Source organism: Symbiopectobacterium sp. Eva_TO, from assembly GCF_053848865.1.
In genome coordinates, this window is record NZ_JBSPEY010000002.1 from 39,418 (window position 1) to 54,249 (window position 14,832).

At 47.5% G+C, this 14,832-nt stretch carries 13 protein-coding genes and 3 pseudogenes; 6 read left to right on the plus strand and 10 right to left on the minus strand.

All coding sequences use genetic code 11. From position 1 onward, the window contains the following. Positions 1-5: 5 nt before the first annotated feature. Positions 6-779, minus strand: a complete 774-nt coding sequence (locus tag ACWWJF_RS00975) for a Rha family transcriptional regulator (RefSeq protein WP_455868416.1) — start codon at positions 777-779, stop codon at positions 6-8. Positions 780-842: 63 nt separating this feature from the next. Beyond that, complete coding sequence (locus tag ACWWJF_RS00980) at positions 843-1,370, minus strand: Rha family transcriptional regulator (protein WP_455868417.1); 528 nt, start codon at positions 1,368-1,370, stop codon at positions 843-845. Positions 1,371-1,690: 320 nt separating this feature from the next. On the opposite strand from ACWWJF_RS00980, the gene ACWWJF_RS00985 reads away from it, so the two are divergent. Continuing rightward, a complete protein-coding gene (locus tag ACWWJF_RS00985) occupies positions 1,691-2,005 on the plus strand; it encodes a DUF1640 domain-containing protein (RefSeq protein WP_455868418.1) in 315 nt (104 codons plus the stop codon). Positions 2,006-2,487: 482 nt separating this feature from the next. Here the strand turns inward: ACWWJF_RS00985 and ACWWJF_RS00990 are convergent, their stop codons facing one another. Beyond that, complete coding sequence (locus ACWWJF_RS00990) at positions 2,488-2,706, minus strand: hypothetical protein (RefSeq protein WP_455868419.1); 219 nt, start codon at positions 2,704-2,706, stop codon at positions 2,488-2,490. Between the two features lie 604 nt (positions 2,707-3,310). On the opposite strand from ACWWJF_RS00990, the gene ACWWJF_RS00995 reads away from it, so the two are divergent. Beyond that, positions 3,311-4,642 carry an IS4 family transposase gene (locus ACWWJF_RS00995; protein ID WP_455868420.1) on the plus strand — a complete coding sequence of 444 codons (1,332 nt, stop codon included), beginning with the start codon at positions 3,311-3,313 and terminating at the stop codon, positions 4,640-4,642. A 922-nt stretch (positions 4,643-5,564) separates the two neighbouring features. On the opposite strand, the gene ACWWJF_RS01000 is transcribed toward ACWWJF_RS00995, so the two are convergent. The 5 genes from ACWWJF_RS01000 to ACWWJF_RS01020 all read right to left on the minus strand — a co-directional run bounded on the left by ACWWJF_RS01000 (position 5,565) and on the right by ACWWJF_RS01020 (position 11,115). Continuing rightward, positions 5,565-6,134: a hypothetical protein gene (locus tag ACWWJF_RS01000; protein WP_455868421.1), complete on the minus strand. Its 570-nt coding sequence runs from the start codon at positions 6,132-6,134 to the stop codon at positions 5,565-5,567. Beyond that, on the minus strand, positions 6,125-8,509 hold the full coding sequence (locus tag ACWWJF_RS01005) for a fimbria/pilus outer membrane usher protein (protein WP_455868422.1): 2,385 nt from the start codon (positions 8,507-8,509) through the stop codon (positions 6,125-6,127). The genes ACWWJF_RS01000 and ACWWJF_RS01005 overlap by 10 nt, the downstream gene beginning before the upstream one ends. Positions 8,510-8,519: 10 nt before the next feature. Then, the gene (locus ACWWJF_RS01010) at positions 8,520-9,191 is read right to left on the minus strand and encodes a fimbria/pilus chaperone family protein (RefSeq protein ID WP_455868423.1); all 672 of its coding nucleotides are present in this window, start codon (positions 9,189-9,191) and stop codon (positions 8,520-8,522) included. A gap of 104 nt (positions 9,192-9,295) precedes the next feature. Further along, on the minus strand, positions 9,296-9,973 hold the full coding sequence (locus ACWWJF_RS01015) for a hypothetical protein (protein ID WP_455868424.1): 678 nt from the start codon (positions 9,971-9,973) through the stop codon (positions 9,296-9,298). Between the two features lie 447 nt (positions 9,974-10,420). Next, positions 10,421-11,115, minus strand: a protein-coding gene (locus ACWWJF_RS01020; protein ID WP_455868425.1) for an IS1 family transposase whose coding sequence is annotated in 2 segments (ribosomal slippage) — positions 10,421-10,872 and positions 10,872-11,115 — 696 coding nt in all. Because the reading frame shifts where the segments join, the coding sequence is not laid out codon by codon here. 220 nt (positions 11,116-11,335) lie between these two features. Here ACWWJF_RS01020 and ACWWJF_RS01025 point away from each other — a divergent pair. After that, positions 11,336-12,259 carry an IS5 family transposase gene (locus ACWWJF_RS01025; RefSeq protein WP_455868426.1) on the plus strand — a complete coding sequence of 308 codons (924 nt, stop codon included), beginning with the start codon at positions 11,336-11,338 and terminating at the stop codon, positions 12,257-12,259. A 36-nt stretch (positions 12,260-12,295) separates the two neighbouring features. Here the strand turns inward: ACWWJF_RS01025 and ACWWJF_RS01030 are convergent. Both ACWWJF_RS01030 and tnpA read right to left on the minus strand, forming a co-directional pair. Next, a pseudogene (locus tag ACWWJF_RS01030) lies at positions 12,296-12,427 on the minus strand (transposase); the annotation flags it as partial. 180 nt (positions 12,428-12,607) lie between these two features. Then, positions 12,608-12,757, minus strand: a pseudogene (gene tnpA, locus ACWWJF_RS01035) (IS200/IS605 family transposase); the annotation flags it as partial. On the opposite strand from tnpA, the pseudogene ACWWJF_RS01040 reads away from it, so the two are divergent. From ACWWJF_RS01040 to ACWWJF_RS01050, 3 genes and pseudogenes are all read left to right on the plus strand, one after another. Next, positions 12,701-12,895, plus strand: a pseudogene (locus ACWWJF_RS01040) (transposase); the annotation flags it as partial. The pseudogenes tnpA and ACWWJF_RS01040 overlap by 57 nt on opposite strands. 25 nt (positions 12,896-12,920) lie before the next feature. Beyond that, positions 12,921-14,129, plus strand: coding sequence for an RNA-guided endonuclease InsQ/TnpB family protein (locus tag ACWWJF_RS01045; protein ID WP_455868427.1), 1,209 nt, complete (start codon positions 12,921-12,923; stop codon positions 14,127-14,129). A 309-nt stretch (positions 14,130-14,438) separates the two neighbouring features. Continuing rightward, positions 14,439-14,825 carry a coiled-coil domain-containing protein gene (locus tag ACWWJF_RS01050; protein ID WP_455868468.1) on the plus strand — a complete coding sequence of 129 codons (387 nt, stop codon included), beginning with the start codon at positions 14,439-14,441 and terminating at the stop codon, positions 14,823-14,825. The last annotated feature ends 7 nt before the right edge of the window (positions 14,826-14,832 follow it).

A 14,832-nucleotide genomic window follows, 5' to 3' on the forward strand; every position in this document is an offset into this window, starting at 1 on the left:
TTTCCTCATGCGACCTGAAGATATTTATCGTGGGTAAATTCACCGTTCCAGCCTTTCTTCATCGGAAGCTCGCCTTTCAGATAGTGGCGATACAGCCATTTGGCACCTTCTTTTAAAAGAATGACTTCATAAAATTGCTTCTTGCCCTTTTCGGTGTTAACGGTGACCGTTTTTTCGGTGAAATATTTATCGCGCGCATAAGCCTTTACACGCCACTCATAAGGTTTGTTTTCCTCTTTCTGTCCGTCGTAGAGGAAATTACGCTCTGCCAGAAACAGATTTACCCCCATCACATTCACCCCGTTAAGTTGCTTGCAGAACTGGACGGGCGTCATGCCGACCTGAAAGAGGTTTTGCAGGCAATGAATCTCTTCTTCTTGCTTTTTGTTAACCAATGCCAGCGCTGCTTCACTCTTTTTCGACTCAAGCAGAGCTTCCAATGCTGAGATGTAGTTTTCTGGCAATGCTCGTTGGGCTGCCAGCTTCTCCAGCTCTTGCCAGCGGTCAACCAGACGGGCGGTGAACTCAGGGCAAAGTTGAGCGACGACGATAATACTGTCGCGTTTGCCTTGTTCTCCCTCAAAAATGTAAGCTTCAGAAAACCGGTTAGGGCTATTTGATTGTTTATTTTCAACTTTCGCCATTGGCGGTAGTTGGATTACCATGGATGCCGCGAGTCTTTCGATGCTGCGTTTAACATCGCCATGACGGCTTCCAACCAACTGAGCGATTTCAACGCTGGACATGGTTAATGTTTGTGCAATGGTTAAATTTTGCATGAGTAAACCTCTCACAAGTCAATGTGATTAATGGAACCCCGGCGCGTTACCGGGATGGATTGATTAGCTACCGAGCTTTTTAATCAGGTCGTCTTTGTGTATGACGAGATAGTCAGCTCGACGCGCGATTTCAAATAACGTATCGAGACTGGCAACATATTCGTCATCAGCGATTGGCCGGGATCTGATGACTTTATTATCTTGAAGGGTAAGTAGGATTTCGTTGGTTACGCCACTGACCGCAACTGCACCATGAAGCCGCTCTTCCATGCGGTTAAATTCCGCGATGTAGGCTTCCTTGAACGCTGCTGCTTTTTTGCCCGTAAAGCCCATAACGAGGAAAACGAAACCGTCTTTGGTCATTTCGTAGTAGACGACCTCGCGTGTCGCTCCACTACCAATTGCTTTATCTTTGACCATTCGCGAAAAGTTGCGGATGGTAAATTCTGGCGAGCAATCGAGGGATTCTAGCTTCTGTACGACGTGGTGGTGCTGTTTCTCGAAGTAAAGAGCTACATCTTCGGTAGTGGTGATCGCTTTACCGTTGTCGATGGTGACTTTGGGTGTAGAAAGGTTGGTATGAATGGTCATGATGACCTCCGATGGTTACTTGAGTAAATCACCACCGAGAGTTTCCAGACTCTGATTGGTGGTGAGTTGAACAGGGCTGGAAAAACCGGAGTAACCGTCCGGCGAGTCTTTCGACTCCCCCATCCAACCCACCATTGAGGTGCAGCCAGATGTGCGACATAAAAAAACACGCTCGCGGCGTGTTATTCTGTCGCGGTTACTCAAACAGGTTTCCAGACCCGGCACCTGAATTTGCAGATGCAGAACGACTATAGCGCATGGGTCGATCTTCCGTCAATATGATTGATCGGTTACACTTACCCAAAAGAGGAGGAACACCTATGGGTCAAGTTGCGTTCGATACATTGAAATTTGTGAAAAAGCTAGAACTTGCTGGTGTGCCAGCAGAGCAGGCTGAAGCTTTTTCCGAGGCCGTTCGTGAATCGCATGAAGCCGTCGATGTTGCTACCAAACGCGACCTTGAGGATGTGCGGAAAGAAATGATTGCCCGTTTCGAGAAGACCGACGCGCAGATAGCTGATGTCCGTAAGGATATGACTGCCGGTTTTGATAAACTTGGCATGCAGATGACCATCCGGCTCGGGCTAATGGTAGCTGCCGCCGTGAGCATCATTGCTGCCATTCTCAAAATGTGACGCCAGCCGCCCGGCGATGTTATTGATAATGAATTATCTTTTACCAAAGGCGCATTGGCTGGTATCAATGCATATCTGTATAATATATCTTAAAATTAACTCTATTGCTCATTAGTCAATTATGGTCGCATAAGCATTTTTACGAATTCATCTCGCATTTTTGGAGTGAGTTGATACCGGACGATACTGGTACCCATTTCCTCTAAGTCCAGAATAATATTGCCTTTTTTATCGTGATAAACCTCTAGGCTATAGATATGTGAGCACCAGTGTTCAATACTGGTTGGGGTAAGTAGCGTGTTATTGTAATACATAGTGTATGATTCCTTTCGTTGATATAATGGATACCCTTTTTTACGCAAGAAGGGGTATGCCTTCCATGAACCATGTTATTTATAAATGCAGTTAAAGGGTTATAGGTAGTAATTGTTTATAGTCGCGTTGATGCAATTTATTCTTCATCAGCTCTCGCTGATTCTTAACTAATTTTCTTCTTGTATGAAGAAAATAATCTTACCTCCGAGATTGAAGACATCTCTGCCCTCAGCTATTTTACGAGGGAAAGGCAGTGTCACAGTCATTAATGCGGATAGCTTAGAAGACTTTTTATCTGTGCTTAATAAGTCACCACTCGATAGTCCAAGAGGAAGCACATCTGTAGCAATAATAGTTTTTCTTTTGTAAATGTTTATATCACCCATTCTATCTCATATCGTTATACACATCTTTCTAACGCACTGTTTAATCAATGAGTTACGGGTTTATCTCAGAGTGGCATTTTGAACCTCAAAAAGCCAATGGGATGGCTTGAATGCCTTAATTCACGGTGTTCTGAGCATCCTGTTCAAAAAATGGCCAAAAGATGTGTATAACGATATGATTCTATCTCCATCGAGCGTTAGCGTGTTGAGCACTATATCTATTTCAGATTCTCTTATGGGAAATAAATGTGGTACATATGCTAACTCTACAAAGACTTTTCTTTTTTTACTGCAAGTTATATCTAGAGTCATTTGCTTGTTAATGCGATTATCGCGATTCAGCATACTGCGAGTAATGTCGCCATAATCAAGTATTGATGGTGATATATACTCAATAAACTTCAAGATGCACGCCAAGCCGAGGCCAGAGACTTACTGCCCGTGCCTTCTGCTGGACAAAAGAGGATGCATTTTGAAGTCACCTCGTTATACACAAGTCCGCAACGCCTTATATGCCAAGGGTTAGCGGGCTGAAATAGGCAGCCGGTGGGGTTGTAAATGAAGTGAAACCGACGTGTACTATCGCCATTTACGGCGCTGAAAAATGACACGGGATTCAGATGGCTGGGCACACCAAGAACTGGAAGGGGTAAATCTTGGTGACACGAGGCTCAATAAGCGTGCCAAAGGGCTTTTGATACGGCTGGCTGAGAATCCGCAAGCCAGCATTCCGCATGCGTGCCTCGGATGGTCTGAGACGCTGGGTGCTTACCGCTTCATGGAGAACCAAGCATTCGAATGGCGAGACATTCTGCAACCTCACTGGCAGCGTACGCAGGAAAGGATCCGAGAACACGAGGTTGTGCTGTGTATCCAAGACACTACCGAGCTTGACTTCAACGGGCAGCAAATCCAAGGCTTGGGTCCTTTGAACTACGAAGCCAGGCGTGGTCTGTACCTGCATCCGACCTACGCGGTCAGTCCGGATCGCGTGGGGTTGGGCGTACTGGATGCGTGGATGTGGGCAAGAGAGCCGAAGGATGCAGACGGAAAACGCGATGGGCTCAAGGAGAGTACGCGCTGGCTCGAGGGATACGAGCGAGTTGCTGAACTCGCCTCGGAGTTGCCAAACACACGTCTGGTGTACTTAGCCGATCGCGAAGCGGATATCAAGGCGTTGATGCAGCTCGCTGATGACCTTGGCACTCCGGCTGACTGGTTGATCCGCTCGACTCATAATCGCAGTCTGGACTGTAATGAGAAGCTTTGGCAGAAGGTTGGAAAGACCGTGCCGGTGGGAGAAATCCAATTCGTTATGGCGGCTCGCGCGGGGCAGAAGGCGCGTACGGTGAAACAGGCGCTGCGCGTGAAGCGAGTGTCGCTGCGTTGCGGGTTGGCAGTGACTTGTGTGATAGCCAAGGAAATTGAGCCGCCAGCAGGCGTGAAGCCGGTCGAGTGGCGGTTGCTGAGCAATCGCGTACCTGAAGGACGAGAAGATATCGTGGAGCTGATCGACTGGTATCGGGCTAGATGGGAAATCGAGATGTTCTTCAATGTGCTGAAGAACGGCTGCTGTGTCGAAGCGTTACAGTTATCGACCGTGGATCGCATTGAGCGGGCATTGGCGCTGTTCATGATCGTGGCATGGCGCATCGCCTATTTAATGCGTATGGGACGAACCTGTCCAGAGCTAGACGCAATGTTGTTCTTTGATTCCGACGAGACTCATGGAGCTTACCTACTGATGAACAAGCGTATGCCCAAGGGCCGCCCTAAGCTAAACGAAGTATTGCGCTTAGTTGCGCAACTGGGAGGCTTTCTTGCTCGAAAAGGCGACGGTGAACCAGGCGCAAAAACTATCAGGAAAGGCTTGCAGAAAGTCATGACGGCCGCCGAAACGCTACGCGCGCTCAGGCACGAACAGAGATGTGTATAACGAGGTGATTTTGAAGTACGTTAAGTCATATCGTTATACACATCTTTCTAACGCACTGTTTAATCAATGAGTTACGGGTTTATCTCAGAGTGGCATTTTGAACCTCAAAAAGCCAATGGGATGGCTTGAATGCCTTAATTCACGGGGTTCTGAGCATCCTGTTCAAAAAATGGCCAAAAGATGTGTATAACGATATGACGTTAAGTATACTGATATTACACACGTTTGGTTGCTGAGTCTTTGATAATTCAGCATAGGCCGGATTCAGTAATTCTGTAGTGATTGCATAAATGATAAACACACGTATTAATCTTTTCATGTTGTTTTGTCCTGTAATTTTAAAGTGGTGCCACCAAGGCCGCAGGGCTATCATCTTGATGGAATGTTTTTTAAAAATGTCATTGCGAAAATTTTGAGTCTTATCCTCTTAATATGCCAATACAATATCGTCTCTTTGCTCTATTGAAACACAAGCTTTCGCAGTTATAGAGGCCTTGTTGAATAATAGGTAATAATGCTGTTTTACATGTCATTTTTGGTATAAAATGCTTTCCGTCTCAGATTTTCCGTTTCCTCATGGGGTCTAACCCATATCGTTATACACATCTTTCTAACGCACTGTTTAATCAATGAGTTACGGGTTTATCTCAGAGTGGCATTTTGAACCTCAAAAAGCCAATGGGATGGCTTGAATGCCTTAATTCACGGGGTTCTGAGCATCCTGTTCAAAAAATGGCCAAAAGATGTGTATAACGATATGGGTCTAACCTCATGATTTCACGTTGCTGGGAGCAGTCGTCTCACTGGGTTGGCAGCATAAAATCTATTTATTCAAAAAAGCCAGCTATAGGAAGTTTAATAACTCATCAAAAACTAGGTAGGCTGTCTTTACGGAATAATGTATTGATGCGCTTATAAGTGTTTACATTATATAAAAGTTGATTACCTCATCTATAATAAATTCACTTCTAGACTGTTTAATCTCCTGGGGTAGCTCGAGAAGTACTGTTATTTCTGCCGAAAGTGTCGAGGTTTTATTTTTAGAACCAAAGACATTACCCATCTCCCATGCTACATTTGAGTAGGGATTTTCTAAAGAGTAGCTGATTGGTAGGTTACCATGCAAAACTGTTATTACTTCTTTTTCTCCATTTTCTAAAACATTATCAATACTCGTGATAATGTTAGCGCCTTTTTGACCTGTCGATTTACGACTTTGTGCTATGCGAATTTTTTTGTCTTCCGTGCATATCACACTCAAGTTAAACTTCCTATTCATAAGGCTTGGGTTATCAACCATGTGCTGACTAATGTCGCCATAATCAATAATTGTTGGTGAGACGCTGATATTACAAGCCTCTCTGGCGCTTTTACCCGAGAATCCGAGTAATGCAAAAGCCGGGTTCGCTATTTGTTCAGCGATGGCACCAATGATAATCACTGCCAAAATCATTTTCTTCATTCTGTTTTCCTTCTGTGCTTTTATCGGCAAATGGCCAATACGGTTTCATACGGTTCATCGTCTTTCGGTGGCTCAGGGCTTATTGCAAAGTCCAGCGTGCAACGCTGGCCGCTATCGTCTTCAATAATAAGACCGTTGTGGGTATGCTCTGCGTCCAGATAGATATCACTGTCTGTACCGGTAATGCTCAGATAGCTCCCCTGACGGTCCAGTACCGCCATACCCTGCGGGAATGATTTGCCGTCAGGTTTTGTGACCTGCAGCAGGATTTTCCGATGCCTTTCGGCCTTCAGGCTGACACGACTGACGGCGCCCCGTCCGGCTTCAGTAATGCTCGCTGCATTACTCACCTCCACATTGCGTGGTAGTCCCTGTGTCACCAGCTCAACGCGTGAGCGGCTATAAGGGGTAACGGAAGGGACGGCAGCACGGCCACTGCCGTTAGTCCATATCGTACCGGAGGGCGTCTGTATCCGCGCATGGGGTAATCCTGGGACACTGACCACACCAAAGGTATCGTGTACGCTGTGTGGCGAGAAAAGCATGCCATGACCATCGTGCATGACGCTGCCGTTCATGCTGGCTGACCAGGAATGGCTGTCGTGACCGTTATAGCTGTAGTTGCCATAGAGGCGTGTATAGCGCGGCTGCAGGTTCAGTGAGCCGTTAAAGCCATAACGCCGATGGTCTGATGTCGAGGTGCCGACACTGTAGCCAAGGGTGTCATTAAGCTGCTGGCTGACACTGGCGGAAGCACGGGTATAACGTCCCTCTTTGCTGGCAGAAAAACTGGTATGAGCCTTACCTAGCGGTAGGCTGACATGCAGGTAATACATGTCGTCATCACGCTGCCCGCTGCGTGGTGACATACTGAGCGAGACGCTGGCAGGGCCGACATTTCGACTCCAGCTGATGCTGGGGTAATTGTCGGCTGTGTTATCAAACCGTTCACTGCGGGTCATGCCGAGAGAGAAAAAGCCCAGCATCTCATTGTTCCACCCCAAGCTGGCGCCATACATCCGTTTCTGCGCGCCGCGGCGTGAAGTATCAGGCTGAGGGCTATCTGTCAGATAGCGGAAACCCGGGGTATGAAACGCTGCACTGAGGGTGGCCGACAGGTTACCCCCTAACGCCATGTTGTGCCCCGCCTGGGTAATGGTGCCCTGCGTGCCAGTGCGTGCATCCCGTGCCGCCATGAAGCGGAAATAGGTCGATGAGTCTTTCCACAGACTAGTCTCGGCATTGAGGCCGACAGACGTGTAGCGCTGAGCCGCCATCAAGCCAGTGGTCATATTGGTGTTTAACGCTTTTACCGGAAAAGTGGCGGTGGCGGTAACGAAGCCATTGCTTTTCAGTTCATTGGCACCCCGTCCAGTCTCACGGGGTTGGCCGATAGCCGCTGTCCAGCCCTGTTGTACAGGAACGAAATTCGAGCTGAATGACGCTGCGGGGACGATAAAGCGCCGTTGTCCACCGCTGTTTTCAATGACCGAAACCTCCAGGTCCTGCGAGGCGTTGTTCAGCGGCAGGTTATCTAACACAAAGGGGCCTGCGGGCACCAGTGTCGAGTATATCAGCGCGCCGCCTTGACGGACCTCGACCCGTGCGGCTGAGGGGGCAATGCCGGTGACGCGCACGCCATTATCGGTTTTGAGTAATGCGCTTTCCGGCCTGACTTGAAGCCCGTTAAACGCCGGGGCGGAAAACAGCGGGCTGTTGAGCGTGAGTTGTCCCGCCTGTAAGGTTGATTTAACGGCCGGAAACGTTCGTTGCACCCAAGCGCTCTGGTGGTGAAATCGTGCTTTATCGCCGTGACCGGAGTAAGAGTCATAGCTGCGCACTATCCAGTTATCCGCATTAAAGCCGCTTTCGGTATGGCCATAAAACGTCTGTGACCGACTATAGCGACTGTGATTACCGGTGGCATAGAGGTTGTAGTTAAGCAGTGCCGCGCTCCCGCCACTGACGTACACCGCTTTCGGGGCGCTGTTATCAATGAGCTGTGGAGGCACCAATAGCTCAACACGCTGACGGCCAGGCTGCAGTTTGACTTCAGTCCCTGTGGGCAGAGCAGGGCAGGCACCCTGTTGTGCCTGCGCTGGTCCCTCAGATTGTTTCGTGAGGATGCCTGCCGCCTTCAGAAAGTTGGCGTCGGCACATAAGGCGCCCTGGTCGTTGAAGGTCGCAGAGACGGTGCCGCGCGGCGTGCCGTTGACCACCAGAGTGAGGTGGTTGATACCCGGTGGAAATCGGGAGGCAGTCTGAAAATAGGTGGCCACCGAAACAGGAATGCCACGTGCGCGCAAAATATCGGTATCAAACATCGCCAGGGATTGTGCCAGCCCCTCTGGCGGACATAAGGCCAGGGCCAATGCAAGTCGGCTGGGGGTAAGATGTCGTTTCATGCCAGGCCCCTTATGATGCCGTGACCGGCAGTTCAACCGGGTCCAGCATATAGCTGTACAGCGATGCCGGCGTGAGCTTGACGCCGGTGACTGACGCTTTCGCCGGCAGACTGACGGACAGGGTTTTACCGGGCAAGAGATAACTGCCGGGCAGGCTGAGCGTTCGCTGAGAAGGTAATAAGGTCAGCCCCGGATGAAAGCGCACCACATAGGGGGAAGGGTTATGCACCGTCAACGTGTTGTTATCCACTTTCCACTGCAGATGTTTCCAGGGGGCATAATCCCGTTTAAGCCCTTTGGGTCGGATGATAACGGGAATATTCTGGGCAATATTGATACTGATGCGATTGCCGGCTTTCTCCCCTTTGGGGGGAATGCCTTCAAACGTGACGCGGGCCATGCGTTCTGTTTTTAGATTGGCGCTATTTTTCAGTAAAAAGCGCACAATCTGGGTATCATCTGGCTCGATACGCGAGACAGGAGGCGTAATGGTTACCAGTTTTTCTGGGTCTTCCGGCAAAGGCTCGAGTGTGGTGAGCATTATTAAAGGCGAAGAAGACTCATTTCTCACCGGGAAGGCATTTTCTCCGGCATCGGCCTCAATAATGACTGAGGAGGTATGCAGTTTTAAATGACCAGCTATAGAGATGTGTGTCGCGAATGCGAACAACAAAAAAAGCATGCTTTTTATGTTCATGAAATAAAAACCCCAATAAAAGTTAGGATTAGAGAAATAAGGTGGCAATGACTTGCCACCTCTTTTTTCTCTATATATTGATGTAAAAATTAATAATAAGCGACGATGAAAGTTGTCTTGCCTTCAAATGTAATATCTTCGGTATACTTGCTTTTTTGTTTGGGGTCATAATAAAAATATGCGACTGGAGTGATTCTGGTAGAGAATGTTTCTGCTTTTATTGGCTCGTCATCATCTTCATTTTTTTTCCATAGAATGGTATTTTTAGAGTTTCCCACGAATGCTTTCTTAGCAGATTGGAAAAATGAAAGTTGTGCACCATATAGACCTGAGTCTATATTATCTGCCTTGGAGTCAGAATATTTAAAATAATATCCCCCGATTTTTCTACTTAAATCAGAGCCGCTCGTTGCCTTAAATGCAAATGCATCTGATAATTTTGTATTATCAGCAAGTTTGGCAACACCTATTGCCCACGGAGCAAAAGATTTATAATTATCCATAATTCCAACGCCTACTGAAGCTTTGCTATCACATGTTACATTTAATGTAAAAGGGGTGAGTTTTTGTGATTCACCAAAAGTATTACTTGGGAATACTTTTCCTGTATGCCTTTTAATAAGCTCTCCATAGTAAATATTGCCCACATCAATCACTTCATTCTCCTTACCATTGATATTTATATCACAGGTAGTTGGAAGGAATCGTCCTTTGATGGTTAAGTTAGCCGTATCTCCAGCTAATGCATTAAAAGAAGATAATGTCAAACTCAGCAAGGAAACAGTAGCCAGTGTTTTTTTACAACGATTAACTCTCATGTTTCACCTTTTAATTAAATTCGCATTAATTACAACATTGGCTCACAGATATTCATCCAGATATTCTGGATGTCATTATCGGAGAATAAATGCTGCATGTTAATAAGTGTTTATATGTATAGATAATTCGTTATTACCTCCTTGCATGCCAAGTTAACATTCACAATAAACAAAATGCCTAAATGGTTCAGCTCTAATAGAACCTTGCATTTGCTGAAGGGAACTTACTCAACCCAAACAAAAAGGTAAATAAAATAAATTCGATCATTTCGATCGGATTTATTGATCTGTGTTTTTTTGTTTTTTTTATTAAAAGGATATCATTCAAGGGGAGTGTATAAATTTAAAAAATAACGAATGATTTTAATTCGTATCAATATAGGGTAATGACTCCAATTAGTAGAACATGTGTTTTTCGATGAAGGCTCCGATGACTTTTTCGTGGATCTCGACGGAGCGCGAGAAGCAAATCGTTTTACGCGCCAGTCGTTTAATGCGGGTACGGAGCGTCAGGTTATTGCGCTCTATGCGTTGCGTGAAGATCTTGCCAGTCAGATGTTTCTGCTTCGGAACCTCTCTTGCATAGCTGCCCCAGTTGTCACTGGTAATCATGCCGATGTTGAACGGTGTCAACAGAGCCAGCAATTCACGGCAGGTCTCATCGGTTCGGGGGCCAAAAGTGTAGGCCAGAACACCGCCCGTTTTGGTATTGTAAGCGTACCAGAGCCAGTGCTGTAGCGCCTGACTGCCAACGAAGCTCCATTGCTCATCAAGTTCACAGATAAGGGCGACGTCGGCGTGAGCAACGGGAGAAGACGTTATCCTGCGGGGCGAGAGCTTTTTAAAGCCCGGATGACCGTATTGATGCCGATTTTCAACGTTCTGGCGGTATCGCGAACACCGGCACCGTTGAAGGCCATATCAACGATCTGCTCTTTGACTCCCGGCTTTCGCGCTTCATAGCGGTAGGTAAGCTGAAACACGCGGTGGCAGTCACGGCAGCGAAATCTGTCATGGCCTTTAGGGTTCTGACCATGGCGGTAAACTTGAGCAGACTGACAACGGGGACAATGAACTTTAACGCTGGCCATGAGAGAACCTCAAAAGACCGCATTATACATCAGATTCAACCAATTAGAGACATTACCGTTTTTAGATTATCAGGTGCGCCGTAAAGCCCCGTCCTTCAGGGCGGGGATATAAGGCGCGTTTTTCCGACTAACTTGGTGTTTGCTGGGCTTTGTTGAATAAATAGAAAGTTTGGGTAATCATCGGATCAGATCACCATAGTTGTTTCAACATCAGGTCTCCATGGCAAAACAAAATTTTAAAATCACTAACTGGCCCTCCTATAACAAGGCCCTCAAGCAGCGCGGTTCTCTAACCGTATGGCTAGATGAATCAGCCATTGCTGCATGGACGGAAAATACGACTACTGAACGGCGTGGACGACCGCTCCACTACTCAGATATGGCCATCACCACAGTCCTGATGATGAAACGCGTGTTTGGCCTTTCATTGAGGGCTTTACAGGGTTTTGTTGACTCGATTTTTAAACTGATTAAATTGTCGCTGCATTGTCCAGACTATTCGCTGCTCAGCAAGCGAGCAAAGACAGTGAAGATCAGCATAAAAACGCCAACCCGTGGTGAAATCTCACATCTGGTCATTGATGGAACCGGCCTGAAGGTCTTTGGCGAAGGCGAATGGAAAGTCCGGCAGCATGGTGCCGACAGACGCAGGGTGTGGCGTAAGCTGCATCTGGCAGTAGACAGTGCGACGCATGAGATTATCTGTGCGGATTTGTCGCTCAGTGGTACGACTGATGCCCAGGCTCTACCGGCACTGATAAACCAGACCCACCGGAAAATCAGAGAGGCATCGGCTGACGGCGCTTACGATACAGGTTACTGCCATGATGCTCTGCTGAGGAAGAAAATAAGGCCGCTTATCCCGCCGCGAAGGGGGGCGCAATATTGGCCGGACCACTACCACGAGCGTAACCACGCTGTTGCAAATCAGCGCCTGAGCGGCAGCAAGGATACCTGGAAAAATAAAGTGGGCTATCACCGACGCTCAGTGGCTGAAACGGCCATGTTCCGGTTCAAAACGCTTCTGGGTGGTCATCTAAGTCTGCGTGACTACGATGCTCAGGTGGGTGAAGCCATGGCGATGGTCAAAGCGCTTAACCGGATCACGCTATTAGGAATGCCGAACAGTATTCGCATCACGTAACAATCGACCTGGGGCACAGTCGTTACAAGTTCTGATTTATTCAACAAAGCCTGTTTGCTGCTGCTCAATGTATTGTCGAATAATCGATATTGGCGTACCTCCGCAACTACTTGCAAAATAACTCGGTGTCCACAGAGCGCACTTGTAGTAATAGCGCTGGGCTATATCCATATCGTTATACACATCTTTTGGCCATTTTTTGAACAGGATGCTCAGAACCCCGTGAATTAAGGCATTCAAGCCATCCCATTGGCTTTTTGAGGTTCAAAATGCCACTCTGAGATAAACCCGTAACTCATTGATTAAACAGTGCGTTAGAAAGATGTGTATAACGATATGGGCTATATCGGGTCGGTCACGGCGAAGCAGTCTGCTGGATACGCCTTTAAGACTGTTGACCAAGTTAGATATTGCCAACTTTGGCGGATAGTTGATCAACAAATGCACGTGGTCGTGCTCGCCGTCCATTTCAACCAGTTCAACATCAAAATCAGCGCAAAAGAAACTGATATTCGACGGGGAAGACACTGCGTTTTCCTGATGCATGTTCACTTGATATTCGTTGCTAAATATCGACGAAAAATATTTGATCTGGATGCCATCGAAAAACTACGCAGCTACTTTACCAGCGTTTGTCATAGACCAAAGTATAATGATAGGCATGAAACGACTACAAGCCTTCAAATTCCAGTTAAGACCAAATGGTCAGCAGGAACGCGATATGCGGCGCTTCGCAGGGGCCTGTCGTTTCGTTTTTAACTGTGCGTTGGCACTTCAGAATGAGAACCATGAGGCGGGGAATAAGTATATTTTCTATACAAAAATGGCTTCATGGCTTATTGAGTGGAAAGCAAATCCTGAAACGCAATGGCTGAAGGATGCCCCATCGCAGCCGTTACAGCAGTCACTAAAGGATCTGGAGCGCGGCTACAAGAATTTCTTCCAGAAGCGCGCAGCATTTCCGCGCTTCAAAAAACGCGGGCAAAACGATGCATTCCTCTACCCGCAAGGCGTGAAGCTCGATCAGGCCAACAGTCGCATATCGTTGCCAAAGTTGGGGTGGATACGCTATCGCAACAGCCGCGAAATTATTGGCGAAGTGAAAAATGTAACCGTCAGCCAGTCATGCGGCAAATGGTACGTCAGCATCCAAACGGAATACGAAGTGACTGAACCGGTTCATAAGGCAGCGTCAATGGTCGGTTTGGATGCCGGAGTTATGAAACTTGCAACGCTTTCAGATGGTACGGTATACCAGCCAGTCAACAGTTTTAAAGCAAGCCAGCGCAAGCTGGCAATGCTTCAGCGCCAGTTAAGCCGCAAAGTTAAATTCAGCACCAACTGGCAGAAACAGAAGCAAAAAATCCAGCGTCTGCACTCGCACATTGCCAATATCCGACGCGACTACCTTCACAAAGTCACCAGTGAAATCAGCAAAAACCACGCAATGATCGTCATTGAGGACTTGAAGGTCAGTAACATGTCGAAATCGGCAAAAGGCACGGCAGAGCAGCACGGACGAAACGTCAAAGCCAAATCAGGCTTAAACCGCTCGATACTGGATCAAGGCTGGTATGAAATGCGCCGTCAGCTTGAATACAAGCAGCTCTGGCGAGGAGGTTCGGTGTTGGCTATCCCTCCGGCGTATACCAGCCAGCGGTGCGCCTGCTGCGGTCATACAGCGAAAGAGAACCGTCTGTCTCAGAGTAAGTTTGAATGCCAGATATGCGGCTACACCGAGAACGCCGATATCAACGGAGCTCGTAACATTTTAGCGGCGGGACATGCCGTGTTGGCCTGTGGAGGGATGGTGCAGTCAGTCCGCCCGTTGAAGCAGGAACCCACCGAGGCGATTCAGGCTTCGGTCTGAACGCTGTAGGAATCCCCGTCCTTTAGGGCGGGGAGGATGTCAACTTAGAAATACCCTTACTTTTAGTAAAAGCAGACGGCCGCTGAGATTCGGTTGCCTTTCCCTGCGCCACAGCGGCACGGTGTAAATCATTCAGGCAGTAACGTCCGAAAGAATCCTGACGGACGACGGTATTTTCAATGACAACTAAGTTAGACATAACGATTTCTCCATAATTAAACGGATGTGGTTATCAGAGGGCTAACTTGTAAAATTTTGCAGATTGGCGGTCAGATCGCTTACACTTGGATTAAAACAGGAGGATTTCCCATGGGCCAAGTTGCATTTGATACTCAAGAGTTCGTAGAAACGCTAGAAAACGCCGGGTTGCCCAAAGACCAGGCCAAGGCGATATCTCTTGTTGTGCGAAAATCACACGAAGTAGCAGATCTTGCTACAAAGCGCGATCTCGACGATGTGCGCAAAGACCTGTCTGCTGATATTGCCGAGGTGAAGCGTGAGATAGCAGATGTGCGTAAGGATCTGTCCGCAGAGATTGGCAACGTGCGCAAGGATATGGAAATCGTCCGCAGGGATTTACAGCTTGAAATGGCGGGTATTCGCGCTGAGCAGAAGTTAATGTGCTGGATGCTGAGCGCTGGAATTTTGGGTATTCTCTCTCTGGTTGTGAAAGCATTTCTCGTTACGGCTCTTTAATCAATTC

Excerpts from the sequence above, each read along its gene's own strand:
- ACWWJF_RS00995 (WP_455868420.1), top strand. The coding sequence starts at position 3,311 with ATGACACGGGATTCAGATGGCTGGGCACACCAAGAACTGGAAGGGGTA.
- ACWWJF_RS01025 (WP_455868426.1), top strand. The coding sequence starts at position 11,336 with ATGGCAAAACAAAATTTTAAAATCACTAACTGGCCCTCCTATAACAAG.
- ACWWJF_RS00980 (WP_455868417.1), bottom strand. The coding sequence starts at position 1,370 with ATGACCATTCATACCAACCTTTCTACACCCAAAGTCACCATCGACAAC.
- ACWWJF_RS01010 (WP_455868423.1), bottom strand. The coding sequence starts at position 9,191 with ATGCTTTTTTTGTTGTTCGCATTCGCGACACACATCTCTATAGCTGGT.
- ACWWJF_RS00990 (WP_455868419.1), bottom strand. The coding sequence starts at position 2,706 with ATGGGTGATATAAACATTTACAAAAGAAAAACTATTATTGCTACAGAT.
- ACWWJF_RS01005 (WP_455868422.1), bottom strand. The coding sequence starts at position 8,509 with ATGAAACGACATCTTACCCCCAGCCGACTTGCATTGGCCCTGGCCTTA.
- ACWWJF_RS00985 (WP_455868418.1), top strand. The coding sequence starts at position 1,691 with ATGGGTCAAGTTGCGTTCGATACATTGAAATTTGTGAAAAAGCTAGAA.
- ACWWJF_RS00975 (WP_455868416.1), bottom strand. The coding sequence starts at position 779 with ATGCAAAATTTAACCATTGCACAAACATTAACCATGTCCAGCGTTGAA.
- ACWWJF_RS01050 (WP_455868468.1), top strand. The coding sequence starts at position 14,439 with ATGGGCCAAGTTGCATTTGATACTCAAGAGTTCGTAGAAACGCTAGAA.
- ACWWJF_RS01045 (WP_455868427.1), top strand. The coding sequence starts at position 12,921 with ATGAAACGACTACAAGCCTTCAAATTCCAGTTAAGACCAAATGGTCAG.